The organism is Mesorhizobium erdmanii USDA 3471, from assembly GCF_000472705.1.
In the GTDB taxonomy this organism is placed as follows: Bacteria; Pseudomonadota; Alphaproteobacteria; order Rhizobiales; family Rhizobiaceae; genus Mesorhizobium; species Mesorhizobium erdmanii.
Window position 1 is genome coordinate 306,779 of sequence record NZ_AXAE01000005.1, and the last position, 24,429, is coordinate 331,207.

Below are 24,429 nucleotides of genomic sequence, written 5' to 3' on the forward strand. Positions count from 1 at the left end.
CTGACGTATCTGGGAGGATATCATGTCACTCGACGCATTCCTCGCACTGCTCGTCTATGCCTTCGTGACCTCGATCACGCCGGGACCCAACAACCTCATGCTGCTGGCCTCCGGCGTCAATTTCGGCATTGCCAGGACGGTGCCGCACATGCTGGGCATCAGCACCGGATTTCTCATCCTGTTGCTGGCCGTCGGCTTCGGGCTTGGGGCGGTGCTGACGGCGTTTCCGGCGCTGCACAATGCCCTCAAGATCGCCGGCGCCGCCTATCTGCTATATCTCGCCTGGAGGATCGCCATGTCGCGCTCGCTGAGCACCAAGGGAGAGGTGGCCGCCAAGCCGATGCGTTTCATCGATGCGGCGGCGTTCCAGTGGGTCAATCCAAAGACTTGGGTGATGGCGTTGTACGCCATGGCCGTCTACACGAACCCCGATCACCCGTTCACCTCGGTGGCGCTCATCTCGATCGCCTTTGCCGTCGTCAACCTGCCGAGCGTTTCGATATGGGCGGGATTCGGCACAGCGCTGCGCGGTTTCCTGTCGGATCCGGTGCGGCTGAGATGGTTCAACATCGCCATGGGTGTGCTTTTGGCGGCGACACTTTGGCCGATGCTGAAATAGGGGGCGGGACTCATTGATTGGGGCGGGATGCCGATCGGTGACTTGAATCTGATCTGCAGCCCCTTGGAAATCGCTCCGCTTGAAGACATCATCCCGCCTGAAGCGCGTCGCGCTGAAACGGATTCAGGCGACGTGCTTTAAGTCTTTGTTTTGATCCATGTCGTTGTCCCAGAACCGCTGCACACTTCTGGGCGACATGCATTAGCCTCTTTGGGGAGAGTCCGATGGAAAGCCACGAGCCGTTTTTACGCGAGGCGATTGCGCTCTCGAAATCCGCGGTGGAGCGCGGCGACGAACCGTTTGGCGCGGTGCTGGTGAAGGACGGCGACGTCATCCTGCGCGCCGAAAACAGCGTCTTCACCGGCCACGATATGACGAACCACGCCGAGTTGAACCTGGTTAAATTGGCGGCGCAACACTACGACACCGCTTTTCTCGGGGACTGCACAGTCTACACCAGCACGGAGCCGTGCGCGATGTGCGCCGGGGCGATTTACTGGTCGGGCGTCGGGCGTATGGTGTTTGCGTGTTCCGAAGCGCGGCTTGGCGAGATCGCTGGGATCGGGTTGAACGTGCCTAGCCGGGCGGTGCTGCAAACCGGCGCACGCATCGTCACCGTGGTTGGCCCGAACCTCGAAGACGAAGCCGCCGAAGTGCATCAGGAATTCTGGCCGAAGCATCTGGGCAAGGCTTAGACCTCAGCTTCTGGAGCCTACGATGGGCCTCGGCCGGCGGCCATGGCCGGCTGCTCATCCATTGTGCAGTGCACATTAAATCTTCGTAATGCCGTGTTTTGGCCCTTTTCCGACAAAGGCGTGTCCTATCTATTCGGCGAAATCGCGGCAATCAGCCGTGAGTTGCGCTAGAATACGACCACCTCGCAATGGCGTGTCGGACAGAGAGGGCCTTTTGTCGATGCGTGGAAAAGCCATTGTTTCATTGCTTGCCGTCGCCTGTGCGGGCGCTGCGGCCTGGCTTTATATGTCGCCCGATACGCTGAGCAAGGCTCAGCAACTCATCGGCGCAAAGCAGGTGGTTGCGTCGGATAAATCGGCAGGCGACAAGCAAGCGGGCGACAGGCAGGCGGGCGACGGCAAGGGCGCAGCTGGCGCTCGCTCGGCCTCGATCGTCTCGGCGGCGGCAACGACCGCCGACTTCCCGATCCGGCGCTACGCCATCGGCTTCGTCTCCTCGCCGGCAGTCGTCAACATCAACGCGCGGGTCTCCAGCCAGATCGTGTCGATCGACGTCAAGGACGGGCAGATGGTGAAGGCCGGCGACGTCCTGTTCTCGCTCGACGACCGCGCGCTCAAGGCGCAACTCGCCAAGGACCAGGCGACGCTCGCCAAGGACCAGGCGCTGCTTGCCAGTTCGAATTCGGATCTTCAGCGCGCCAAGGACCTCGTTGCCAAGCAGGCCGGTACGCAGCAGACCTATGATCAGGCCGTTGCCGCGCAGAAGGCGGCGGCGGCCACCGTGGATGCCGACAAGGCAACAATCGACGCCGACAATGTCCAGCTTGGTTTTGCCACCATACAGGCGCCGATTGCCGGCAGGCTTGGCGCGGTCAACGTTGCCGTGGGCGACCTCGTCACCGTCAGCAATGGCAACAGCAGCACGGCGACCCCGTTGGTCACCATCACCCAGATGGACCCGCTGCAGGTGAACTTCAATCTGCCCGAAAGCAACCTAGCGCTGCTGCACAAGGCGCTTGCCAATCCGCAACAAGGGGCAGTGACCTTGACCAAGGACGGCGACCCGACGCCGGTCGGCAAGGGCACGCTCGATTTCGTCGATTCCAGCGTCGACACCGCCTCGGGCACGATCGCCACGCGGGCCAGCATTCCGAATGCCGATCTTTCGTTGTGGCCCGGCCAGTATGTGAATGTCATCCTCGAGGCCGGCATCATGCCGCAAATGACCTCTGTTCCGACCGTCGCGGTGCAGCCCAGCCAGAAGGGGCCGTTCGTCTATGTCGTCAAGCCGGACAACACGGTCGAGATGCGGCCGGTGCAGGTGGCGCTGACCGAAGGCGAGAACAGCGCCATCAGCCAGGGACTGAAAAGCGGTGAGAAGGTCGTCACCGAAGGCCAGACGAGGCTGAAGGACGGAGCCGCCGTGCATGAAGGCAAGGCAGCGGCCAGCGCCGGCGACCAGGCCAACCCCAAGGTCGCGGAAGCCGGCCAGGCAAGCGGGGCGGCCAAATGATCTCCGAATTTTGTATCCGCAGACCTGTCGCCACGCTGCTGATGTCGTTCGCCCTCGTGCTGGGCGGACTGTTTGCCTACAAATTCCTGCCGGTGGCAGCACTCCCCAGCGCCGAATTCCCGGTCGTCAACGTTTCGGCCTCGCTGCCCGGCGCTTCGCCGGAAACGATGGCGACATCGGTGGCGACGCCGCTGATCAAGCAGTTCGCCACCATCGCCGGCATCGATTCCATCTCGACCACCAACTCGCTCGGTCAGACCTCGATCGCCATCCAGTTCGTGCTCAACCGCGATATCGACGCGGCCGCGGCCGACGTGCAGGCGGCGATCGCGCGCACGCAGAAATCGCTGCCGCCGCAAATGACGTCGCCGCCGAGCTATCGCAAGGTCAACCCGGCCGATGCGCCGATCCTGCTGATGTCGCTGGTCAGCGACACGGTTCCGTTGACCGACCTCGATGCTTTCGCCGAAAACGTCATCTCGCCGTCGCTGTCGACCATCGACGGGGTGGCGCAGGTCTCGATCTTCGGCCAGCAGAAATACGCGGTGCGCATCGAGATCGATCCGACCGCGCTTGCCGCGCGCGGCATTTCGATCGACCAGTTGCAGGCGGCGATCGCGTCGGCCAACAGCAACACGCCGCTCGGCGTGCTGCAGAACAACAAGCAGCAGCTCACCATCACGGCGAACACCCAGCTCAACAATGCTGCGGGATTTTCGGATCTCATCATTGCCACCAAGAACGGGCACCCGGTACGGCTGGGCGAGGTCACACGTGTAATCGATTCAGTCGAAACCACGACGACTGCAAGCTGGTATGACGGTACGCGCGCCATCATCCTGGCGGTGCAGCGCCAGCCCGACGCCAACACGGTCGACGTCGTTGACCGCGTCAAGGCGATGCTGCCGTCCTTCACGGATCAGATGCCGGCTGCGGCCAACATTAAACTGCTCAATGATCGCTCGACCTCGATCCGCCAGGCTGTCAATGACGTGCAGTTCACGCTACTGTTGACCATCGCGCTTGTGGTGATGGTGATCTTCGTGTTCCTGCGCCGGGTCACGGCGACCATCATCCCGGCCGTGGCGGTGCCGATCTCGCTGATCGCCACGCTCGGTGCGATGTTCCTGTTCGGCTTTTCCATCGACAACATATCGCTGATGGGGCTGACGCTCGCCGTCGGCCTCGTCGTCGACGATGCCATCGTCATGCTGGAAAACATCTTCCGGCACATGGAAGAGGATGGATTGTCGGCCTTCGATGCGTCGCTGAAGGGCGCGCGCGAAATCGGCTTCACCATCATTTCGATCTCGATCTCGCTGGTCGCCGTGTTCATCCCCGTGCTCCTGATGGGCGGCGTCATCGGGCGCATCTTCAACGAATTCGCCGTCGTGGTGACGGTCGCCATCCTAGCGTCGATGTTCGTGTCGCTGACGCTGACGCCGATGCTGTGCTCGCGGCTGCTGTCGGTGACCAAGGCCGACCGCGACAAGCACAGCCCTGGCCACAAGCAGGACCTGATCACGCGCGGCTACGACCGGGTTCTGACCTTCTGCCTGCGGCACACCTTCCTGGTATTCCTCGTCTTTGTCGGCACGGCGGCGGCGTCGGTATGGCTGATCGAGATCTCGCCGAAGGGCTTCTTCCCGCAAGAGGATATCGGCCAGATTTCGGTGACGACTATCGCCCGCCAGGATATTTCGTTCGACGCCATGGTCAAGCTGCAGGACAAGGTCGCCGACGTTTTCAGGCATTCACCCTACGTGACGCATGTCGCATGGTCAGCGGGCGGTGGGGGCAGCGCGCTCAACCAGGGCCGGCTTTATGTTCAATTGAAGGACAAGAGCCTGCGCCCCGACATCGAGAAGGTGCAGGCGGATCTGCGCAAGCAACTGGCCGGCGTGGCCGGCATCGAGACCTATATGCAGCCGGTGCAGAACCTCAGGCTTGGTTCGCGTTCGTCGGCCAGCGCCTACCAACTCGTCGTGCAGGGCCTCGATACGGGCCAGACGGACATTTGGGCGCAGAAACTGAACGATGCGATGGCGGCCGACCATACTAACTTCACCGACGTCACCAGCGACCTGCAGAACAATGCCCTGCAGGCATCGCTGGTCATTGACCGCGACAAGGCCGCACAGCTTGGCATCGATACCGACACGCTGCGCTCTGCCCTTTATGGCGGGTTCGGCACCGACCAGGTTTCGACGATCTTCGGTTCGGCCGACAGCTACGCAGTCATTACCGAGCTCGATCCCAAGATCGAGTGGTCGCCCGAGCGGATGCTCGCCATCCAGATGCGGACGGCAAGCGGCTCCCTTGTTCCGCTTGGCGCCTTCGCCCGGGTCGACCGCACGGCGGGCGCGTTGACGGTCAACCAGCTCGGCCAGCTACCGGCGGTGACTATCTCCTACAACCTGCCGCAAGGCGTGGCGCTGGGTGCCAGCGTGACCCGCATCAACGCGCTCAAGGAGCAGATCGGCATGCCGACGGCGATCTCGACCAGCTTCGCCGGCACGGCCAAGACCTTCCAGGATTCGCTGGCCAACCAGGGGCTGCTGGTCGGCGGCGCGATCCTGACCATCTATATCGTGCTCGGCATTCTCTACGAGAGCTTCATCCACCCGCTTACAATCCTCACCGGCCTGCCGTCGGCGGTGCTCGGCGCGGTCGTTGCCTTGCGGTTCGCCGGCATGGATCTGTCCGTCATCGCGGTGATCGGCATCCTGATGCTGATCGGCATCGTCAAGAAGAACGGCATCATGATGGTCGACGTCGCGCTCGAATTGCGACGAGAGGGCATGTCCGCCAAGGAGTCCATCCACAAGGCCTGCCTGATGCGTTTCAGGCCGATCATGATGACGACGCTGGCCGCCCTGATGGGCACGTTCCCGATCGCGCTCGGCACCGGCGCCAGCGCCGAGTTGCGCCAGCCGCTGGGCGTCGCCGTGGTCGGCGGCCTGCTCGCCTCGCAGGCGCTGACCCTGTTCGTCACACCGGTGGTCTATGTCTACATGGAGAATTTCTCGGGCTGGCTGGTCGGGCTGATGCCGAAGCGCAAGGCCGAGTTGGCTGCGGTCGACAGTGCCGAACAGCCCTCGCTGTTCGGCATCAACGACGACATCCCCGCCGAGCCGCAGAAGACGGCCGCCGAATAGCCGGCAGACGCGGTTTTCCGCTGGCCCAAGCCCTCGTGCTTGCGGCCGGTGGATGGGAAACGTAATTTGCGGCCATGTCCCATGATCATGACCACGACAACGAGCTCGATCCATTTGCGGCGCGGGTGCGGGCGCTGGAAACCATTCTCACCCGCAAGGGGCTTATCGATCCGGCGGCGATCGACGTCATCGTCGACACCTACGAGACCAAGATCGGCCCGCGCAACGGCGCCAGGGTGGTGGCCCAGGCCTGGAGCGATCCCGCTTATGCCGAGTGGCTGAAGCGCGACGCGACGGCGGCGATCGAATCGCTGAGCTATACCGGCCGCCAGGGCGAGCACATGCAGGCGGTGTTCAACAGCGTGGATACCCACAACCTCGTCGTCTGCACGCTGTGCTCCTGCTATCCGTGGTCGGTGCTCGGCCTACCGCCGGTCTGGTACAAGGCCCCGCCCTATCGGTCGCGCGCGGTGATCGATCCGCGCGGCGTGCTCGAGGAATTCGGCCTGACGCTGTCGCCCGCGACGAAAATACGCGTCTGGGATTCGACGGCGGAGCTGCGCTATCTCGTGGTGCCGATGCGGCCGGAGGGAACCGAAGGCTGGAGCGAGGAGCAACTGGCCGAGCTGGTGAGCCGCGATGCCATGATCGGCACGGCGCTGGCCAAAGCACCGGATTAAAGGGGAGCCGGCATGAACGGACCGCAGGATCTCGGCGGGCAGATGGGGTTCGGCCCGGTCGCACCCGAAAAAGACGAGCCCTATTTCCACGCAGACTGGGAGAGGCGAGCGCTCGGCGTGACGCTCACCGCCGGGTCCATGGGCGCCTGGAACATCGACGAGAGCCGGCACGCGCGGGAATCGCTCCATCCGGCCGACTATTATTCCTCCAGCTACTACCAGATCTGGATCAAGGCGCTGGAAACCCTGCTCAAGCGGCATGGTTTCGTCAGCGAACGCGATCTCGAGGCGGGCGAGGCGATTGATCCGGCGGCGACCCCTAAACGGGTTCTGAAAGCGGAAAACGTTCCTGCCGTGCTGGCCAAGGGCGGTCCCTGCGACCGGCCGATGGCGGAGCCGGCCCGCTTCAAGGCCGGCGATCCCGTGCGGACAAAGAACTTCAATCCGACCGGCCATACCAGGCTGCCGCGTTACGCACGCGGCAAGCGGGGCACGATCGAGGCGGTGCGTGACGGCTTCGTCTTTCCCGACACCAATGCGCACGGGCAGGGCGAGAACCCGCAATGGGTCTATACGGTGGTTTTCGACGGTACGGAGATCTGGGGCGAGGGCGCCGATCCGACGCTTGTTGTCTCGATCGATGCCTGGGAGAGCTATCTTGAGCCGGCTTGAAGTGTCCGCCGGCCTCGATGCGCCTGTTTTCGCCGAACCCTGGCAGGCCGAAGCGTTCGCGATGACCGTGGCACTGCACGACAAGGGTCTGTTTTCGTGGGGCGAATGGGCGGATGCGCTGTCGGCGGAAGTGAAGAAGCCAGGTGCGGCAGCCGATGGCCATGACTATTACGAGCACTGGCTGGCGGCGCTGGAAGGGCTGCTTGCCTCCAAGGGGCTGGCCACCAAGCCCGATGTCGACGCGATGGCACAAGCCTGGGAACGTGCTGCGCATGCCACGCCGCACGGCAAGCCGATCCTGCTGGAGAATGATCCGCACATCACTGGATGATCGCGACGCCACCAAGCGATCGTGAACGGCAGCGTGTTCCCTTTACGTTCTAGTTGGAGGCTGATAGCCTGAAGTGTAGGGGAGTTCGCCACGGCCGACATTGATGGTGGTGGCGGCTGTCTTGTCTTTCCCTCGCGAATCCGGTCACACGATCAGATGGAATTTTCACCCCAACAGGACGAGGCACTGCAGGCCGTCGCCCGCTGGCTGCAGGCAGGTAAGCCGCAGCTGTTCCGGCTGTTCGGCTATGCCGGCACCGGCAAGACGACGCTGGCGCGCTATTTCGCCGAGCATGTCGACGGCCAGGTACAGTTCGCCGCCTTTACCGGCAAGGCGGCGCAGGTGCTGCGCTCCAAGGGTGCGGTCAATGCCCGCACCATCCATTCGCTGATCTACAGGCCCAAGGGCGAGGAATCGGTGGAAGACGAGGTCACCGGCAAGACCTCGATGTCGCCGACTTTTTCGCTCAACCGGCAAAGCCCGATCTCGCGCGCAAAACTGGTCGTCATCGACGAATGCTCGATGGTCGACGAGCAGCTCGGCCGCGACTTGATGAGTTTCGGCACGCCGATCTTGGTGCTGGGCGATCCCGGCCAGTTGCCGCCGATTTCGGGCGGCGGCTTTTTCACCGATCATGAGCCAGACTTCCTGCTTACCGAAATCCACCGGCAGGCGCGTGACAACCCGATCCTGCGGCTGGCGCTCGATGTGCGCGAAGGGCGCGAATTCATGCGCGGCGACTATGGCACCGCGCAGGTGATCGGCAAGGAAGACGTCAATCAGGAGCTGGTGCTGAAAGCCGACCAGGTGCTGGTCGGCACCAACCGGACGCGTCGCCGCTACAATCAGCGTCTGCGCGAGCTCAAGGGCTTCAATGCCGACTATCCGCAGGCCGGTGACAAGCTGGTCTGCCTGCGCAACGATCCCGCCAAGGGGCTGCTCAATGGTTCGCTGTGGAAGGTGATGACCTCGTCGCGCGAGACCATAAAGCCAGGCATCAACCTGCTGGTCTCGCCCGAAGAGGACGATCCCGACCGCGGCGTAGCCAAGATCAAGCTGCTCAAGGCGGCGTTCGAGGATCCCGACGCCGACATCCCCTGGCAGCAGAAGAAGCGCTTCGACGATTTCGACTATGGCTATGCGTTGACCGTGCACAAGGCGCAGGGTTCGCAGTGGAACGAGATCGTACTGTTCGATGAAAGCTGGGCCTTCAAGGAGACCCGCCAGCGCTGGCTTTATACCGCGATCACTCGCGCTGCCGAACGATTGACCATTGTCAGATAGAGTTATGACGACGGCTTTTCTCGCGCGCCGACTTGCCGGGCCTCGAGCCATTTCCACGCCTCGTCTTCATCCTCGGCCTGGAAATGGCGGAATTCGATGGGCGACGACGCGGGCAAAGCGTGCCGCGCATCCGTCGTCCAATCCGGTGCGCCGATCACCGCGCAGCGGCCTATATGCTCCAATGCGTGGACGGCACCCTGCTTGAGCGTGTCGTCGGATATGTCGATCCAGTCGACGCCATCGTGATCGACCATGCGCACGGCGACGTCGATTCGCTTGTGGAGCGCATAGGCCGCTTCCAGCAGGCCGAACAGGTTTTCCGCATCTGCCGCCGAGACATGACCGACCACGTCGATGGCGAACAGGTCGTCGCGAGCGGTGTCGATGCGACGGATCGCCGGCACGGATTGCAGGAAATTCACGGCGGATGCCTCCTTTTGCGCAATAGCGTTGGTCTTCTGGAACACCCGAAACCCCTATCTGTTCCCGTCAAAGACGCTATAGATGCCCGGTCTCAAGCGCACCGCGGCTGAACAGTGGCGCGCCTTAACCGCCTGATTTCACGGACGCCAGACCATGCCCGCCAAGCTTTCCGTCAACCTCAACGCCATCGCCATGCTGCGCAACCGGCGCGACCTGCCATGGCCCAGCGTGATCGGCATAGGCCGGCTGGCGCTTGCCGCCGGGGCACATGGGCTGACCGTTCACCCGCGTCCCGATGAGCGTCACACACGGCATTCCGACCTGCCCGAGATCCGGGCGCTGATCGACGATGAGTTTCCGCAGGCCGAATTCAACATCGAGGGCTACCCGAGCGAGGATTTCCTGGCGTTGGTCGAAAAGCACCAGCCCGAACAGGTGACGCTGGTTCCCGATGATCCGGCACAGGCAACGTCCGACCACGGCTGGAACTTCGTCGCCGATGCGGCATTCCTGGCGCCGATCGTCAAACGTCTGAAGAAGGGCGGTTTCAGGGTGTCGCTCTTTTCGGACGCCGACCCTGCCGGCATGACGGCCGCGCGCGATGCCGGGGCCGACCGGATCGAGCTTTATACCGGCCCTTATGGAAGCTACCATTCCGATTCCGCAAAGGCGGCCAAGGAGCTGGAAAGATTGGGGAAAACAGCCGACGCGGCATTTGCCGCCGGTCTGCAGGTCAATGCCGGCCACGATCTGACGGTGGGTAACCTGCCCGCTCTGGCAAGGCGCATTCCGGCATTGGCTGAAGTGTCGATCGGGCATGGGTTGACAGCCGACGCGTTGGAGTATGGCATGGCCGGCACGGTGGGTCGGTTTCTCAAGGCCTGCGGCTGGTAGGGTAGAGCTTCGCCTTGCAGGTATGGCAGCCATGGCGTGCAATTGACATCGCGTTGCGGCATGCGTGAAGCACCGCGCGCTTGTCGGGGAGTGGTCCATGGACCTTGCCAGTCGCGGTAGCGAGGCCGAAACCGCCGAGCAATCGAGCCATTCCGAGGCCGAAAAGCAAAGCACCAAGGTTTTGATGCTGGGTGCGCTTGGCGTTGTCTATGGCGATATCGGGACCAGTCCGATCTACGCCTTTCGTGAGGCGCTTCACGCTTCGCCAGGCATCGATACGCGCGCTCACGTGCTTGGCGTGTTGTCACTGATCGTCTGGGCGCTGACCATCATCGTGACCATAAAATATGTCGCCTTCGTGCTTCGGGCCGACAACAAGGGCGAAGGCGGCACGCTGTCGCTGATGTCGCTGGCGCGCAGCGCCTATCCCAAAGGCGCGCGGCTGATCCTGGCGATCGGCCTTTGCGGCGCGGCGTTGTTCTTCGGCGATTCGATCATCACGCCAGCCATCTCGGTGCTGTCGGCGGTCGAGGGCCTCAGGGTGGTGACGCCGACACTGGACGCTTACGTCGTGCCGATCACGCTGATCATCCTGGCCATCCTGTTCTCGGTGCAACGTTTCGGCACTGGAAAGGTGGCGGCCGTGTTCGGGCCGGTGACCGCGCTGTGGTTCGTGGCTATCGGCGTAGCGGGGCTTTATCACCTGATGGACGATCCATCGATCCTGCTGGCCATCAATCCGTATTACGCGGTCGCTTATCTTGCCAGCACGCCGACGGCCGCCTTCGTCACTGTCGGCGCGGTGTTCCTAGCGGTGACCGGGGCCGAGGCACTCTATGTCGATCTCGGCCATTTTGGGCGCAGGCCTATCGTGTTGGCGTGGTTTTCCGTGGTCTTCCCCTGCCTGCTGCTCAACTATTTCGGGCAGGGTGCATTTGTGCTGGCCAATGGCGGAAGGCCGACCAATCCATTCTTCCAGATGCTGCCTGAATGGGCACTGATGCCGATGGTGGGGCTGGCGACGGCCGCGACGGTCATCGCCAGCCAGGCAGTCATATCGGGTGCTTTTTCGCTGACCCGCCAGGCTGTGCAGCTCAACCTTCTGCCACGCATCGAGGTACAGCATACTTCCGAAATGCAACTCGGCCAGATCTACATGCCCCGCGTCAATCTGCTCATCGCCTTGGGAGTGATGTTGCTGGTCGTCGGTTTCGGCAGCTCGAGTTCGCTGGCTTCCGCCTATGGCATCTCGGTGACCGGCGAAATGCTGATGACGACGATCCTGCTGTTCGTCGTCATGCGCAAGCTGTGGAAATGGACCCTGGCGGTCGCCCTGCCGCTGACCTTGCTGTTCGGCATCATCGACAGCGGCTTCTTCCTGGCAAACATTGTCAAGATCTTCGAAGGCGGCTGGGTCTCGATCACGGTTGCCTGCCTGATGGGGTTGATCATGTGGACCTGGATACGCGGCACACGCTATCTGTTCGACAAGACCCGCCGCAACGAGATCCCGCTCGATTTCCTCGCCGCCAATCTTTTGAAGAAGAAGCCGCATCTGGTGGCGGGCACCGCGGTGTTCCTGACCAGCGACCCGTTGAGTGCACCGACAGCGCTGATGCACAGCCTGAAGCACTACAAGGTGCTGCATGAGCAAAACGTCATCCTTTCCGTGGTGACGGCGCCGCAACCGGTGGTGCCGGACAGCGACAGGGTCAAGATGGAGACGGTCAACGAGCTGTTCATGCGGGTGACGCTGACCTTCGGCTATATGGAACAGCCCAACGTCCCCCGCGCTCTGGCGATTTGCCGCAAGCAAGGCTGGAAGTTCGACATCATGACGACCTCCTTCTTCCTGTCACGGCGCTCGCTCAAGGCTTCGCCCAATTCGGGCATGCCGGTGTGGCAGGACCGGTTGTTCATCGGTCTGGCCAGAACAGCGGCCGACGCGACCGAATATTTCCAGATCCCGACCGGACGGGTCGTGGAAATCGGCACACAAGTCGCTATTTAAGGCGGATGCGGCAGGTCTTATGGGCGGGCCAGCCATGTCCCTCAGCCGCGAATTCAGCCCGCGGCCATTGGATTTCAGGCCATTTCCCAAGGAGCCTAGCGTTGCCTGCAGGGGAGATATCACGTGACGGCACTTGATATTGCATTGCAGCAAGCGTAGAGCACCGCGCGCTTATCGGAGTGTCGTCCATGGCCCTTGCCAACACTGGTAGTGAGGCAGAACCCGTCGAACAGTCGAGCCATCCGGAAATCGAACAGCATAGCACCAAGGTGCTGATGCTGGGCGCGCTGGGCGTGGTCTATGGCGATATCGGCACCAGCCCGATCTATGCCTTTCGCGAGGCGCTGGTGGCGTCGTCGCACGGCAGCGTTGCGCAACGCGAAGATATTCTCGGTGTGCTGTCGCTCATCATCTGGTCGCTGACGATCATCGTCACCATCAAATACATCATGTTCGTGCTGCGCGCCGACAATCGCGGCGAGGGCGGTGTGCTGTCGCTGATGGCGCTGGCGCGCGGCAGTTTTCCGAGGCGCTCGGCGCTGATGCTCGGCGTTGGTATCGTCGGCGCCTCGCTGTTTTTCGGCGACGCGGTCATCACGCCGGCGATTTCGGTCCTGTCGGCGGTCGAGGGCATGAATGTCGTCACGCCGACCTTCCAACCCTATGTCGTGCCGCTGACGCTGGTTATCCTCGCCATGGTGTTCGCGGTGCAACGTTTCGGCACCGGCGGCGTGGGGATGGTTTTCGGTCCGGTAACCGCGGTCTGGTTCCTGGCCATCGGTCTTTCCGGCCTGAACCATATCATCAGTGATCCGGAAATCCTGTGGGCGATCAGCCCGCACTACATCGTCGCCTTCCTGATCCATTCGCCCGATGTCGCCTTCGTCACCATCGGCGCCATCTTCCTTGCGGTCACAGGTGCCGAGGCGCTTTATGCCGATCTCGGCCATTTCGGCCGCAAGCCGATCGTGCTGGCCTGGCTGGCGATCGTGTTCCCCTGCCTGCTTTTGAACTATGCCGGGCAGGGCGCCTTCGTGCTGGCGAAGAATGGCGTTGTCGGCCATCCGTTCTTCGAGATGAACGAAGGCTGGGCGCTGATTCCGATGGTGGTGCTAGCGACAGCGGCTACAGTCATCGCCAGCCAGGCGGTCATTTCAGGGGCTTTTTCGCTAACCCGCCAGGCGGTGCAGCTCAACATGCTGCCGCGGCTGGAAATCCTGCATACTTCGGAAAAGCAGTCCGGCCAGATCTACATGCCGCGCGTCAACCTTTTGCTGGCATTGGTGGTGATGATGCTGGTGGTTGGCTTCGGCGAATCCAGCAAGCTCGCGTCGGCCTATGGCATTTCGGTGACCGGCAACATGCTGGTGACGACGGTGCTGCTCTACGTTGTCATGACGCGCATCTGGAAGTGGAAGCTGTCGCTGGCGATCCCGCTGACCGTACTTTTCGCTCTCATCGACATAGGCTTCTTCGCCTCCAACATCGTCAAGGTGTTCGAAGGCGGCTGGGCGTCGCTGCTGGTGGCGTTCACCATCGTGCTGGGCATGTGGACCTGGGTGCGCGGCAGCCGCTATCTGTTCGACAAGACCCGCCGCAACGAGATCCCGCTCGATTTCCTGGCCGGCAATCTGCTGAAGAAGAAACCGCAGCTGGTGTCGGGCACCGCGGTGTTCCTGACCAGCGATCCGCTCAGCGCGCCGACAGCGCTGATGCACAGCCTGAAGCACTACAAGGTGCTGCATGAGCAGAATGTCATCCTTTCGGTGGTGACGGCGCCGCAGCCGGTGGTGCCCGACAGCGACCGAGTCAAGATGGAGACGGTCAACGAGCTGTTCATGCGGGTGACGCTGACCTTCGGCTATATGGAACAGCCCAATATTCCACGCGCGCTGGCCATCTGCCGCAAGCAGGGCTGGAAGTTCGACATCATGACGACCTCCTTCTTCCTGTCACGGCGCTCGCTCAAGGCCTCGCCTAATTCGGGTATGCCGGTGTGGCAGGACCGGTTGTTCATCGGTCTGGCCAGAACAGCGGCCGACGCGACCGAATATTTCCAGATCCCGACCGGACGTGTGGTAGAGATCGGCACGCAGGTGGCGATCTAAGCGTCGAACGAACACCTGACCTGACGAAGTTGGGGAGGCCGGCATGAGCGGCGAATTGGTGCTTGTCACCGGCGGATCAGGTTTCCTCGGCGCCCACTGTGTCCTTGAACTCTTGAAGGCGGGCTACCGCGTGCGCACGACAGTGCGCTCCGCCAGGCGTGAGGCCGATGTGCTGGCCATGCTGAAGGCGGGCGGCGTCGGGCCGGGCGACAGGCTGTCCTTTGCCGTGGCCGACCTCATGAGCGACGCCGGCTGGCCGCAGGCGGTCGCCGGCTGCGACTATGTGCTCCATGTCGCCTCGCCATTTCCGCCCGGCGTGCCGAAGCATGAGGACGATTTGATCATCCCGGCTCGTGAGGGTGCATTGCGGGTGCTGCGGGCCGCACGGGACGCAGGCGTGAAACGCGTCGTGCTGACCTCGTCCTTCGCGGCCATCGGCTACGGCAAGATGCCGCCCGACGGCCGGCCTTTCACCGAGGAGAGCTGGACCGATCCGACCGCCAAGGTCAGCGCCTATGTGAAGTCGAAGATGCTTGCAGAGCGCGCCGCCTGGGATTTCATCGCCGCCGAGGGCGGCAGGCTGGAACTGTCGGTCGTCAATCCGGTCGGCATTTTCGGCCCGGTACTGGGGTCCGACCATTCGACCCCGACCGAATTTGTCCAGCGCATGATGAACGGCGCCATGCCTGGGCTGCCGCGCCTGTCCTTCGGCGTCGTCGATGCGCGCGACGTGGCGGACCTGCATGTGCGTGCCATGACCAATCCGGCCGCCGCGGGCGAGCGCTTCCTGGCGGTGTCAGGCGATTTCATGACCGTGCGGGAGATCGCGCAGACCCTGAAAACGCGGCTCGGCGATGCGGCGGCACGCGTCAAGACGCGTGAGCTTCCCGATTGGCTGGTGCGGGTCGTCGGACTGTTCAATCCGGAAGCCGCACAGCTGGTAACGGAATTGGGCAAGGTCAAGAATGCCACCAACGCCAAGGCGGTGCGTGTGCTCGGCTGGGCGCCGCGCTCGCGGCAAGACGCACTGACCGCGACCGGCGAGAGCCTGGTCCGGCTCGGCCTGGTCAAGGCATCGAAGTAGCGCGGCGGGAAGGCGACCTCCCGCCGCGCGGATATCAGCCGGCCAGGGCGGCTTTGTTGGCTTCCAGGAACTGCTTCAACGGTGCCGACTTCCGGCCGGAAAGCGTCTCCACCGAATCCGTAACCATGCCGAGGTCGCCGGCGCGTGTGGCGGCGTCGAAGGACACCAGAACCTTGGCGATGCCCTCCGGCAGGCCGGCTCCCTTCATGCCCTCGGTCAGGGCCTCGTCGGAAAGCTGGATGACCTGGATCGGCTTGCCGGTGAGTTCGGTGACGATCGCCGCAACTTCGGCGGTCTTGTAGGCCTTGGGGCCAGTCAGCGTATAAGTCTTGCTTTCGCTGGTGTCCGACGCCAGACCCGCAGCAATCGCCGCCGCATAGTCGTCACGCGCGCCATAGGAAATGGCGCCATCGCCGGCCGATGTGTACCATTGGCCCGACGCCAGGACCTGCGGCATCGCCATGAACAGGTTCTCGCCGTACCAGCCATTGCGGAAGATCGTGTAGGGGATGCCGCTCGCCTTGATCGCCTGTTCGGTGTCGTAATGGTCGGGCGCGAAGAGGACAGGGGAACCCGGCTCCGTGTTGGGCATCGAGGTGTAAAGCAGGTGGCCGACGCCTGCCTTGCTGGCCCCGGCGACTGCCGCCAGCTGCTGCTCTCGCCGCTTTCCCTGGATCGCCAACTCGTTGGTTGAAATGATGAGCGCCCGATCGGTGCCCGCGAAGGCTTTGGCGAGCGAAGCCTGATCGTCGAAATCCGCCTCGCGGACAGTGACACCGCGCGCGGCGAGATCAGCGAGGCTGGCCGGCGTGCGGGTGGTGGCGATAATGCGGGACGCCGGCACCTTGAAGGTGTCGAGCAGATGGTTGATGACGCTTCGGCCGAGGTGGCCGGACGCGCCGGTGACGAGGAGGGTTGCGGTCATGGGAGATCCTGACGTTGCGCCGAAAGGGCGGTTCGGGTGTCGGTCTCAAAAAGAGACCAGCACTAAAATAAGAATTGACCCGATGCCGTAAAGAAGGCAGTTTTTCGGGAGGTAGGCACACGCAGGGAACCACCGGGAAGCGGCCATGGACAGCACTGTCGTCAATCTGAAGTCCAAGCTCGAAATCTACAAAGCGATGACCGGCGGCGGAAATCTCGCCGATTGCCCGGTTCGCGACGTGATCCAGGGGTTGAACGGCAAATGGAGTTCGCTGTTGACGGCGGCACTTGCCGAGCAGCCCTATCGCTTCGGTGAGTTGCGGCGGCTGGTCCCCGATATTTCGCAGCGCATGCTGACCCAGACGCTCCATGAGTTGCAGCGCGATGGTTACGTGCATCGCGAAGTCTTCCCGACCAAGCCGCCGAGCGTCGAATACAGCCTCACCGACCTCGGGCGGTCGATGTTTGGCGCCTTGCAGCATTTGCTTCAGTGGGCCGAGCTCAACCACGATGCGGTGCGCGAGGCGCGCAAGGGGTTTGATACGGCCCAAGCCTGAGCCTGGCTTGCACCGCTGAAGCGTCAAAGCGCCAGCTTGCCTTGGTGGCATCCATAAGGGATTGTGCCGCCGTTTGGCGCGGGGGCATCGACATTTCCTACGACATCGCAATTGCGGGCGCCGGTCCGGCGGGGCTGGCCATGGCGCTCTATCTCAAGCGCGCCGGGCACCGGGTCACCATCTTCGAGCGCTTCGAGGCGCCGAAGCCGGTCGGCTCCGGCCTGATCCTGCAGCCGACCGGCTTGACGGTGCTGGCCGATCTCGGCCTGCTCGACGACATACTGGCGCTCGGCGCTCGCATCGACCGGCTGCATGGCGCCGATGCCTCGACCGGGCGCACCGTGCTCGACGTCCGCTATGACGCCCAACGGGGCGGGCGTTTCGGCTTGGCCGTACACCGGGCGGCACTGTTCGGGGGGCTGTTTCGCGCTGCCCGGCGCGAGGCCATTTCCATCGAGACCGGCGTCGAGATCGAGACGGTGGAAACCGGCGAACGCGCGGTGTTGGTCTCTGGTAATGGACGAAGGATTGGGCCGTTCGACCTGGTTGTCGACGCCAGCGGTTCGCGCTCGAAACTGCGGCAGAGTGTGGGCAATGCAGGCGCGCCGCGGCCACTAACCTATGGCGCGTTCTGGGCGTCGCTCGATTGGCGCGGCGAGGGCTTTGACGGGCACGCGCTTTCGCAGCGCTATGACAAGGCCAGCGTGATGATCGGCGTGCTGCCGATAGGCAGGCCCGAGCCCGGTGCCGGGAAGATGGCGGCCTTCTTCTGGAGCCTGAAGCCCGATGATGCCGAGAGGGTGCGCGCCCGGGGCCTGGAGGCCTGGAAGGAGAGGGTGGTGCGGCTGTGGCCGCAAAGCGAGGCGTACGCCAGCCAGATCGACAGTTTCGACCAGTTGTCGCTGGCGCGCTACGGCCACCACACGATGAAGCTCCCGATTGGCCGCAAGCTGGCCGTCATCGGCGATGCCGCGCATTCGACCAGCCCGCAACTCGGACAAGGGGCCAACATGGCGCTGCTCGACGCGGCTGCGCTCAGCCATGCGCTGGCGTGCGCGGAAACTATCGAGGCAGCGCTGGAAACCTATGCCAAGGCGCGGCGTTGGCACGTGCGTGTCTTCCAGGCGCTGTCGCTGGCGTTCACGCCGTTCTACCAGTCGGATTCCGTGGCGCTGCCCTTCATCCGCGACAGGCTGGTGGCGACCATCGCAAAAATCCCGCCGGCACCACAGTTCCTCGCGTCGATGGTGGCCGGTACGGCGATCGACCCGTTCAAGCGGGCGAGGCTTGCCGAGGTGCGATGGGATTTCGGACGACATCCTGGCCATGATACGAACGCATGACAGTTTTCGCTCAGGCCGGCCCCGAATTCACACCATGTTCAAAGCGCGAAAATCGCAACATCTGATGCGCGTCGTCGCATCTGTCCTGTTGATGCTGGCGGTGGCGTTTCCTTCACTGCAAGCGCAAGCCCAGACACCAGGTCAGACCAGCCAGCAGGCGCCGGCGGACAGCGAGGAGACCCTGAGAGCTCGCATCGACGCGGCCTACAGACTGATGATGGATGCCGGGCGCTTCGATGAAGGCTACGCGCAGTTGCGGGCAACGCTGCTCGATGCCGCCAGAAGCGACCTCTACGAATTCACCGTGGAGAGTTATTCGAACGCCGGCGCGACCTTCCTCAACAACCAGATCCTCGACGACGCCGAAGAGATTTTTGCCGAAGGCCTGAAAATCCGAGCGATGCAGCAGGATGTCGCCAAGCGCGCCGACTTCTATCTCAACTATGCGATGCTGAAGCAGGCCGAGAAGGACTATCAGGGGTTCGTGTCTATGTGCGCGACAGCCACCAATTTATACGCCCGCTACCACGGCAAGGAGTCGCAGGAGCTCCTATATGCCAACGATGTGCTGGCGACCGGGGTCGCGGCATTCGGTCAGATCGCTTCCGCCATCAATATCGAGCAGCGCAATCTGAAGTTGGCCGGGCAGGTGACCGGCACGGATGATCGTTTCATCTGGAAGCTGCAGAACAATCTGGCCGACATGCTGCGCCAGATGGGGGCTCCAACCCGCGCCTTGCAGTACGACCTGGCGGTGCTGGAGAAGCGGATCGGCTACTACGGCGCAAATCATTTCAATGTTCTGGTCAGCGCCAACAACACCGCGCAGGATTATCTGGACCTTGGCCAATACGACGAGGCCTTGCACCACTTTCAGCAGAACCGCGACATTGCCGTCGTTCTAAAGCAGGAAGGCAATCTGGTCGAACAGGCCGACGCCTGGCTCCTCTACACCAAGGCGCTCTCTGGTGCGCAGCCGCTCGATCAGCCGACGCTGGCAAAGCTGCAACAACTGACCACAGACCCGAATTATCCAGAAATACTGGCAATCAGGGTCGCCAACCTGCTCGCCACGCATTTCGCCGCCGTGGGTGACACCGAAAGCAGCATGGCCCAACTCGACCGGGCCTACAGCGTCGCGGGGGCGACCTACGGCGCCGTGCACCCGCTGACCTTTGCAGCGCGTCAGGCGATGGCCAATCTCAAGGCAAAGACGAATCCGGGGGCGGCGGCCGCCGATTTCGCCACTCTTGATGATGACATGCTGCGCTGGAATTGGTTTCAGGTAAGCACATCAGGCAATCCCGTCGTCGCCGAGGCCAGTCGCGCCCTGGCCGACGAGATGCTCTACGACTATGCGCGCCTGGCAAAAGACAATGCGTCGGTGGTGCCGGCGTTTGCCGAAGCCGTCCGCCGCTGGCCGACGCTTGAAAACGAGAAACGCGATCTGTTGCGAAGGCTCGCCCGCTTGATCGATCCGAGCGATGCCGAGACACGGTCTTTGATCCAGAGCGGGATCCGGCTGTCCCTGGCCTATCAGGAGGCGGCGTCCAGCGGCGACAGCTCCGACGATCCGGGCGCGGTACAGCCCGAACAGGTCGAGGCGGCTTACCAAAAGGCCACCGCCAAAGTCATGGCCAATTACAGTTTCAGCCAGAGCCTGGTGGACAAGCCGCTGCCATCGGCCAACACACTGCTGAAATCCAACGAAGCCCTGATCGACTATTTCATCACCCGCAAGTGGCGGGCGGATCGGGAGAGCGCCGATCCTTTGGAAGATGAGCGCCTTTATGCGATTGTCACCCGCAAGGACCAGCCGCCGCGTCTCTACGATCTCGGCGATCCGCGCCAGCTCATCCCTGCGGCTCGCGAGACACGCATGGCAGGTCTGAGATCGACGCGTTCCGCACAGGAACGCGGCGCCGTGACCCTGGTCGATCTCAACGCCACATTCACTGGACTTTACGCCGGCCTGATCGCCCCATTGGAGCCGTCGCTTGGCGGCGCCGACGCGCTTTTCGTGGTGCCGGACGGAAAGCTGTTTTCCGTGCCGTTCCCCTTGCTGCAGGACGGCAAGGGCGCGTCGCTCGACGACCGTTTCGTCGTGCGCATGCTGACGCGGCCGGAATCGCTGTTGAATGCTGGCGTCGATCAGAGTTTTCCCAGGACCGGCAAAGCCTTGCTGGCCGGCGGTCTTGACTATGCACGAGGTCCGGAAAAGGGAGCGGAGCCGCTGCCGGGTACCCGCAAGGAGGTCGACGCGATCGCCTCGATCCTGCGCGGCGATGACTATTCGGTCGAATTGCTGACCGGAACGGCGGCGAGCGAGCGGACGCTGCGCCAGGATATGGAGCAGGCGACGGTCGCGCATCTGGCCACCCATGGCGCTTACCGTGACGAGAAAGAGGGTGGCCTGGGCGCCGTGAACGCGCTTTGGCAGAGCCAGGTCGTGCTGTCGCAGTCGGGAGACCGGCAGTCGATGAAACGGGACGATGATGACGGCCGGCTCTATGGCATGGAACTGATGAACTGGGATCTGTCGGGCCTCGACCTGCTTGTCCTGTCGGCTTGCGAGACCGCCCGTGGCCAGGAGACATTCGTCGGCGGTTTGCGCGGCCTGCCGACGGCGATCGACATTGCCGGCGCCAAACGCTCGCTGCTGACATTGTGGCCGGTGGACGACGCCGGCACCGCAGCCTTCATGGTCGGGTTCTACCGTCAGCTTGCCGCAGGGCAGACTTATCCGGAAGCGCTCCGCCAGACCCGCCGCGATGCTCGCGACGGCAAGATATCGGGTGCGCAGGACCCGCGGGTCTGGGCCGCCTTTGTCATGTTCGAGAACTGAGGCCGTTCAAGCGCTTCTGGTTCGCGATTCGCGCCCCCTCAGGCCGACCGCGCCAACGCAAATGACCCGGCTTGATCGTTGCGATGGATGAGGGTCGACAGAAATGAGCCCTTCGCTTGCAGGAAAGCGTGCAGACGCTGCGGATAGTCCGGCGCCACGGCGTCCCTGATCGATGCACGATCACCCAACGATTGCCGCCAGGCTTTTACGCGCGGCTTGTTGTCGAGGATGTCGAAATCACCGATCGTGTCGAAGGCGTCGAGATATCTGAAAACAGGCCCGTACACCGCGTCGACGAGCGAGAAGCTGTCGCCGCCGAACCACAGACCACTTCGGTCGGCGCCGTCAGCCAGTTCGGCCTCGAGGCGATCGAACATGCCCGACAGCGCGCGGGACTCGGCGAGAAATCCAGCCTCGGTCGACGCCGAATAGAATCGCCCGATGGCGTTGAGGGTGGCCGAGCCGAACTCGATCCAGGCACGATGCCGGGCACGGGCATAGGGATCCGCGGGGTGGAGCGGATCGGCGTGTGTCTCTTCTAGGAATTCGAGGATGACAGCGGATTCGAAGATCGTCGTTTCCTCGCCGTTCCGCTGAACGCGCAACAGCGGCACCTTGCCGAGTGGCGAAATGGCCTTGAACCACACAGGCTTGTCGGCGAGGTCGATGTCGACGCGCTCGAACGGCACGCCTTTCTCGGTCAACGAGATCGCCGCGCGTTGGACATAGGGGCAGAGAGGGTGGCTCACGAGAATAAGCTTCATGGGTTTGCTCCTCGATTATTGATGCAGTTGCATCTATGTAGATGCATTCGCATTAAACGTCAAGCTTGATGCATATGCATCTATCACCTAGAATGGCTCATGACCGAAAAAGCCACGCCTTCGCCGGAAGCCATCAAGGCCTGGGCTCGCCTGATGCGCGTGTCGCGCCAGCTGGTGGAGAGCACGGAAGATGCGCTGAAAAAGGGCGGCCTGCCGCCGCTGGCCTGGTACGACGTGCTGCATGAGCTTGCCGAGGCGGGCGAGGGCGGGTTGCGGCCGTTTCAATTGATCGAGCGCACTCTGTTCGCGCAATACAACATCTCGCGGCTGCTGGCCCGGCTCGAGGCCGATGGGCTGGTCGAAAAATTGCCGGTGGCCGATGATGGCCGCGGGCAAACCATCCGCATCTCGACCAAGGGGCGCGAGACACGCCGCCGGATGTGGGCCGTCTATGGGCGGTCGATCGAGGAATTGGTTGGCGCCAAACTCTCGACGGACGAGCTGAACACGGTGTCGGCGTTGCTTGGCCGGCTGCGCCATCCGCCGGCGGACGATTGAAGCTGGCCAGCACCAAGCGGCCTTTGCGCACCATCGCCTTTTTGCAGTGAGGTATTTCTACTTTTGCCCTTGCGCTGGTTGCCGGATTGCGCAATATGCCGAACCGTAACGTACGGTACGCCTCACATTGACGGCGACCGTACCCATCGAAAGGGAACCGGAAGTGTTGCTGGCCAACGCCGACATCGACAACAGCGAAGCGCTGACGGAACGGCAGAAAGCCGTTCTGGACGCAGTGCTACGGCTGTTGGTCGAGGAGGGTGATCAGCTGACCATGACCGCCGTAGCGAGGCGCGCCAGCTGTTCCAAGGAAACGCTCTACAAATGGTTCGGCGACCGCGACGGGCTGTTGACAGCAACCGTGCAGTGGCAAGCCTCCAAGGTCCGGGTGGCTCCGGTCGACGGAAAGGGGCTCGACCTTGCCTCGCTGGCGGCAAGCCTCGAGCGCTTCGCTTCCGACTGGCTCAAGGTGATCTCCAGCGACACCTCCATTGCGCTCAACCGGGTCGCCGTCGGCCATGCCGGGCCAACTAGGCGCAAAGAGGGCAAGCATAATCTCGGCGCCGTCGTGCTGGAAAATGGCCGTTTCGCGTTGGCAAGGCGGCTGAAGCCGGTGCTCGAGGCCGGGCGCCGGGCCGGGCTTCTCGATTTCGCGGATGCCGAGACGGCGTTCCGCACTTTTTTCGGGCTGGTCGCCCGAGACGTGCAGATCCGTCTGCTGTTGGGCGACCGGCTGGAATTGACTGAGGCGGCGATCGGCGGCGATGCCGCGCGGGCGACGCAGCAGTTTCTCGCTCTTCATGGAGCAAAAACCGGCCGCAAGGCCTCTGATTTCTAAAACGGGAAGGAAGACAAAATGCGTGTTTATTACGATCGTGATGCCGATCTCAACCTGATCAAGGGCAAGAAGGTCGCCATCATCGGCTATGGCAGCCAGGGCAGGGCGCATGCCCTGAACCTCAAGGATTCCGGCGCCAAGGAAATCGCCATCGGCCTCAAGGCCGGCTCGGCGACCGCCAAGAAGGTCGAGGCCGACGGGCTCAAGGTGATGAGCGTGGCGGACGCCGCCAAATGGGCCGACCTGATGATGATGGCGACGCCCGACGAACTGCAGGCCGATATCTACAAGAACGAGATCGCGCCGAACATCCGCGACGGCGCGGCGATCGCCTTCGCGCACGGCCTCAACGTGCATTTTGGCCTGATCGAGCCGAAGTCGACCGTCGACGTCGTCATGATCGCGCCGAAGGGCCCGGGCCACACGGTGCGCGGCGAGTACCAGAAGGGCGGCGGCGTGCCGTGCCTGGTCGCCGTCAACCAGGACGCCTCGGGCAACGCGCTCGACCTGGCTCTGTCCTACGCCTGCGGCGTCGGCGGCGGCCGTTCGGGCATCATCGAGACCAATTTCCGCGAGGAATGCGAGACCGATCTGTTCGGCGAGCAGGTCGTGCTGTGCGGCGGCCTGGTCGAACTGATCCGTGCCGGCTTCGAGACGCTGGTGGAAGCCGGCTATGCGCCCGAAATGGCCTATTTCGAGTGCCTGCACGAGGTCAAGCTGATCGTCGACCTGATCTATGAAGGCGGCATCGCCAACATGAACTACTCGATCTCGAACACCGCCGAGTGGGGTGAGTATGTCTCGGGCCCGCGCATCATCACCGCCGAGACCAAGGCCGAGATGAAGCGCGTGCTGAAGGACATCCAGACCGGAAAGTTCACCTCGGAATGGATGCAGGAATACCGCGCCGGCATGTCGCGCTTCAAGGGCATCCGCCGCATGAATGACAGCCACCAGATCGAGGAAGTCGGTGCCAAGCTGCGCGCGATGATGCCGTGGATTTCCAAGAACAAGCTGGTCGACAAGGCCAAGAACTGAGCGAAATCCGCGCTCTTGGCCTCGCGCGTCCTCGGGCTTCGCCCTGCGGTCGCGCGGGGATTTCGAAGAACAAGCTGGTCGACAAGGCCA

The 24,429-nt window shown here is 63.0% G+C and carries 21 protein-coding genes; 18 read left to right on the forward strand and 3 right to left on the reverse strand.

What is annotated here, in order from left to right:
- Positions 1-22 precede the first annotated feature (22 nt).
- The 8 genes from A3AU_RS0101460 to A3AU_RS0101500 all read left to right on the forward strand — a co-directional run bounded on the left by A3AU_RS0101460 (position 23) and on the right by A3AU_RS0101500 (position 8,952).
- Positions 23-619 carry a LysE family translocator gene (locus A3AU_RS0101460; protein ID WP_027051202.1) on the forward strand — a complete coding sequence of 199 codons (597 nt, stop codon included), beginning with the start codon at positions 23-25 and terminating at the stop codon, positions 617-619.
- A 224-nt stretch (positions 620-843) separates the two neighbouring features.
- A complete protein-coding gene (locus A3AU_RS0101470) occupies positions 844-1,314 on the forward strand; it encodes a nucleoside deaminase (RefSeq protein WP_027051203.1) in 471 nt (156 codons plus the stop codon).
- 220 nt (positions 1,315-1,534) lie between these two features.
- Positions 1,535-2,827 (forward strand): efflux RND transporter periplasmic adaptor subunit, encoded by a 1,293-nt coding sequence (locus A3AU_RS0101475; RefSeq protein ID WP_027051204.1) that lies wholly within the window; start codon positions 1,535-1,537, stop codon positions 2,825-2,827.
- Complete coding sequence (locus A3AU_RS0101480; RefSeq protein ID WP_027051205.1) at positions 2,824-5,985, forward strand: efflux RND transporter permease subunit; 3,162 nt, start codon at positions 2,824-2,826, stop codon at positions 5,983-5,985. Before A3AU_RS0101475 ends, A3AU_RS0101480 begins: the two co-directional genes overlap by 4 nt.
- Before the next feature lie 74 nt (positions 5,986-6,059).
- A complete protein-coding gene (gene nthA / locus A3AU_RS0101485; protein WP_027051206.1) occupies positions 6,060-6,665 on the forward strand; it encodes a nitrile hydratase subunit alpha in 606 nt (201 codons plus the stop codon).
- Positions 6,666-6,677: 12 nt separating this feature from the next.
- A complete protein-coding gene (nthB, locus tag A3AU_RS0101490) occupies positions 6,678-7,337 on the forward strand; it encodes a nitrile hydratase subunit beta (RefSeq protein WP_027051207.1) in 660 nt (219 codons plus the stop codon).
- Positions 7,306-7,668 carry a nitrile hydratase accessory protein gene (locus tag A3AU_RS0101495; RefSeq protein WP_051355259.1) on the forward strand — a complete coding sequence of 121 codons (363 nt, stop codon included), beginning with the start codon at positions 7,306-7,308 and terminating at the stop codon, positions 7,666-7,668. Before nthB ends, A3AU_RS0101495 begins: the two co-directional genes overlap by 32 nt.
- A 156-nt stretch (positions 7,669-7,824) precedes the next feature.
- Complete coding sequence (locus tag A3AU_RS0101500) at positions 7,825-8,952, forward strand: ATP-dependent DNA helicase (RefSeq protein WP_027051209.1); 1,128 nt, start codon at positions 7,825-7,827, stop codon at positions 8,950-8,952.
- Positions 8,953-8,954: 2 nt separating this feature from the next.
- Here the strand turns inward: A3AU_RS0101500 and A3AU_RS0101505 are convergent, their stop codons facing one another.
- A complete protein-coding gene (locus A3AU_RS0101505) occupies positions 8,955-9,374 on the reverse strand; it encodes a SpoIIAA family protein (protein ID WP_027051210.1) in 420 nt (139 codons plus the stop codon).
- A gap of 154 nt (positions 9,375-9,528) precedes the next feature.
- On the opposite strand from A3AU_RS0101505, the gene A3AU_RS0101510 reads away from it, so the two are divergent.
- The 4 genes from A3AU_RS0101510 (at position 9,529) to A3AU_RS0101525 (ending at position 15,472) form a co-directional block, all read left to right on the forward strand.
- Positions 9,529-10,269, forward strand: coding sequence for a pyridoxine 5'-phosphate synthase (locus A3AU_RS0101510; protein ID WP_027051211.1), 741 nt, complete (start codon positions 9,529-9,531; stop codon positions 10,267-10,269).
- 97 nt (positions 10,270-10,366) lie between these two features.
- The gene (locus tag A3AU_RS0101515) at positions 10,367-12,280 is read left to right on the forward strand and encodes a potassium transporter Kup (protein WP_027051212.1); all 1,914 of its coding nucleotides are present in this window, start codon (positions 10,367-10,369) and stop codon (positions 12,278-12,280) included.
- A gap of 188 nt (positions 12,281-12,468) precedes the next feature.
- Positions 12,469-14,388: a potassium transporter Kup gene (locus A3AU_RS0101520; protein WP_027051213.1), complete on the forward strand. Its 1,920-nt coding sequence runs from the start codon at positions 12,469-12,471 to the stop codon at positions 14,386-14,388.
- 43 nt (positions 14,389-14,431) lie between these two features.
- Positions 14,432-15,472 (forward strand): SDR family oxidoreductase, encoded by a 1,041-nt coding sequence (locus A3AU_RS0101525; protein WP_027051214.1) that lies wholly within the window; start codon positions 14,432-14,434, stop codon positions 15,470-15,472.
- 34 nt (positions 15,473-15,506) lie between these two features.
- Here A3AU_RS0101525 and A3AU_RS0101530 read toward each other — a convergent pair whose 3' ends face one another.
- Positions 15,507-16,397, reverse strand: coding sequence for an SDR family oxidoreductase (locus A3AU_RS0101530; protein ID WP_027051215.1), 891 nt, complete (start codon positions 16,395-16,397; stop codon positions 15,507-15,509).
- A 145-nt stretch (positions 16,398-16,542) separates the two neighbouring features.
- Between A3AU_RS0101530 and A3AU_RS0101535 the strand changes: the two genes are divergently transcribed.
- From A3AU_RS0101535 to A3AU_RS0101545, 3 genes are all read left to right on the forward strand, one after another.
- The gene (locus tag A3AU_RS0101535) at positions 16,543-16,953 is read left to right on the forward strand and encodes a winged helix-turn-helix transcriptional regulator (RefSeq protein WP_027051216.1); all 411 of its coding nucleotides are present in this window, start codon (positions 16,543-16,545) and stop codon (positions 16,951-16,953) included.
- Positions 16,954-17,039: 86 nt separating this feature from the next.
- The gene (locus tag A3AU_RS0101540) at positions 17,040-18,296 is read left to right on the forward strand and encodes an FAD-dependent oxidoreductase (RefSeq protein ID WP_032916706.1); all 1,257 of its coding nucleotides are present in this window, start codon (positions 17,040-17,042) and stop codon (positions 18,294-18,296) included.
- Between the two features lie 34 nt (positions 18,297-18,330).
- On the forward strand, positions 18,331-21,141 hold the full coding sequence (locus tag A3AU_RS0101545) for a CHAT domain-containing protein (RefSeq protein ID WP_027051218.1): 2,811 nt from the start codon (positions 18,331-18,333) through the stop codon (positions 21,139-21,141).
- A 38-nt stretch (positions 21,142-21,179) separates the two neighbouring features.
- On the opposite strand, the gene A3AU_RS0101550 is transcribed toward A3AU_RS0101545, so the two are convergent.
- Complete coding sequence (locus A3AU_RS0101550; protein WP_027051219.1) at positions 21,180-21,905, reverse strand: glutathione S-transferase family protein; 726 nt, start codon at positions 21,903-21,905, stop codon at positions 21,180-21,182.
- Positions 21,906-22,004: 99 nt separating this feature from the next.
- On the opposite strand from A3AU_RS0101550, the gene A3AU_RS0101555 reads away from it, so the two are divergent.
- The 3 genes from A3AU_RS0101555 (at position 22,005) to ilvC (ending at position 24,339) form a co-directional block, all read left to right on the forward strand.
- Positions 22,005-22,463, forward strand: a complete 459-nt coding sequence (locus tag A3AU_RS0101555; protein ID WP_027051220.1) for a MarR family winged helix-turn-helix transcriptional regulator — start codon at positions 22,005-22,007, stop codon at positions 22,461-22,463.
- 166 nt (positions 22,464-22,629) lie between these two features.
- Entirely contained in the window at positions 22,630-23,301 is a 672-nt protein-coding gene (locus A3AU_RS0101560; protein WP_418001056.1) for a TetR/AcrR family transcriptional regulator, read from the forward strand.
- 18 nt (positions 23,302-23,319) lie between these two features.
- Positions 23,320-24,339, forward strand: a complete 1,020-nt coding sequence (ilvC, locus tag A3AU_RS0101565) for a ketol-acid reductoisomerase (protein WP_023757108.1) — start codon at positions 23,320-23,322, stop codon at positions 24,337-24,339.
- The last annotated feature ends 90 nt before the right edge of the window (positions 24,340-24,429 follow it).

Bases quoted from the DNA above. Each gene is read 5' to 3' on its own strand.
- A3AU_RS0101460 (WP_027051202.1), top strand. From the start codon at position 23: ATGTCACTCGACGCATTCCTCGCACTGCTCGTCTATGCCTTCGTGACC.
- A3AU_RS0101470 (WP_027051203.1), top strand. From the start codon at position 844: ATGGAAAGCCACGAGCCGTTTTTACGCGAGGCGATTGCGCTCTCGAAA.
- A3AU_RS0101475 (WP_027051204.1), top strand. From the start codon at position 1,535: ATGCGTGGAAAAGCCATTGTTTCATTGCTTGCCGTCGCCTGTGCGGGC.
- A3AU_RS0101480 (WP_027051205.1), top strand. From the start codon at position 2,824: ATGATCTCCGAATTTTGTATCCGCAGACCTGTCGCCACGCTGCTGATG.
- nthA (WP_027051206.1), top strand. From the start codon at position 6,060: ATGTCCCATGATCATGACCACGACAACGAGCTCGATCCATTTGCGGCG.
- nthB (WP_027051207.1), top strand. From the start codon at position 6,678: ATGAACGGACCGCAGGATCTCGGCGGGCAGATGGGGTTCGGCCCGGTC.
- A3AU_RS0101495 (WP_051355259.1), top strand. From the start codon at position 7,306: ATGCCTGGGAGAGCTATCTTGAGCCGGCTTGAAGTGTCCGCCGGCCTC.
- A3AU_RS0101500 (WP_027051209.1), top strand. From the start codon at position 7,825: ATGGAATTTTCACCCCAACAGGACGAGGCACTGCAGGCCGTCGCCCGC.
- A3AU_RS0101510 (WP_027051211.1), top strand. From the start codon at position 9,529: ATGCCCGCCAAGCTTTCCGTCAACCTCAACGCCATCGCCATGCTGCGC.
- A3AU_RS0101515 (WP_027051212.1), top strand. From the start codon at position 10,367: ATGGACCTTGCCAGTCGCGGTAGCGAGGCCGAAACCGCCGAGCAATCG.
- A3AU_RS0101520 (WP_027051213.1), top strand. From the start codon at position 12,469: ATGGCCCTTGCCAACACTGGTAGTGAGGCAGAACCCGTCGAACAGTCG.
- A3AU_RS0101525 (WP_027051214.1), top strand. From the start codon at position 14,432: ATGAGCGGCGAATTGGTGCTTGTCACCGGCGGATCAGGTTTCCTCGGC.
- A3AU_RS0101530 (WP_027051215.1), bottom strand. From the start codon at position 16,397: ATGACCGCAACCCTCCTCGTCACCGGCGCGTCCGGCCACCTCGGCCGA.
- A3AU_RS0101535 (WP_027051216.1), top strand. From the start codon at position 16,543: ATGGACAGCACTGTCGTCAATCTGAAGTCCAAGCTCGAAATCTACAAA.
- A3AU_RS0101545 (WP_027051218.1), top strand. From the start codon at position 18,331: ATGTTCAAAGCGCGAAAATCGCAACATCTGATGCGCGTCGTCGCATCT.
- A3AU_RS0101550 (WP_027051219.1), bottom strand. From the start codon at position 21,905: ATGAAGCTTATTCTCGTGAGCCACCCTCTCTGCCCCTATGTCCAACGC.
- A3AU_RS0101555 (WP_027051220.1), top strand. From the start codon at position 22,005: ATGACCGAAAAAGCCACGCCTTCGCCGGAAGCCATCAAGGCCTGGGCT.
- ilvC (WP_023757108.1), top strand. From the start codon at position 23,320: ATGCGTGTTTATTACGATCGTGATGCCGATCTCAACCTGATCAAGGGC.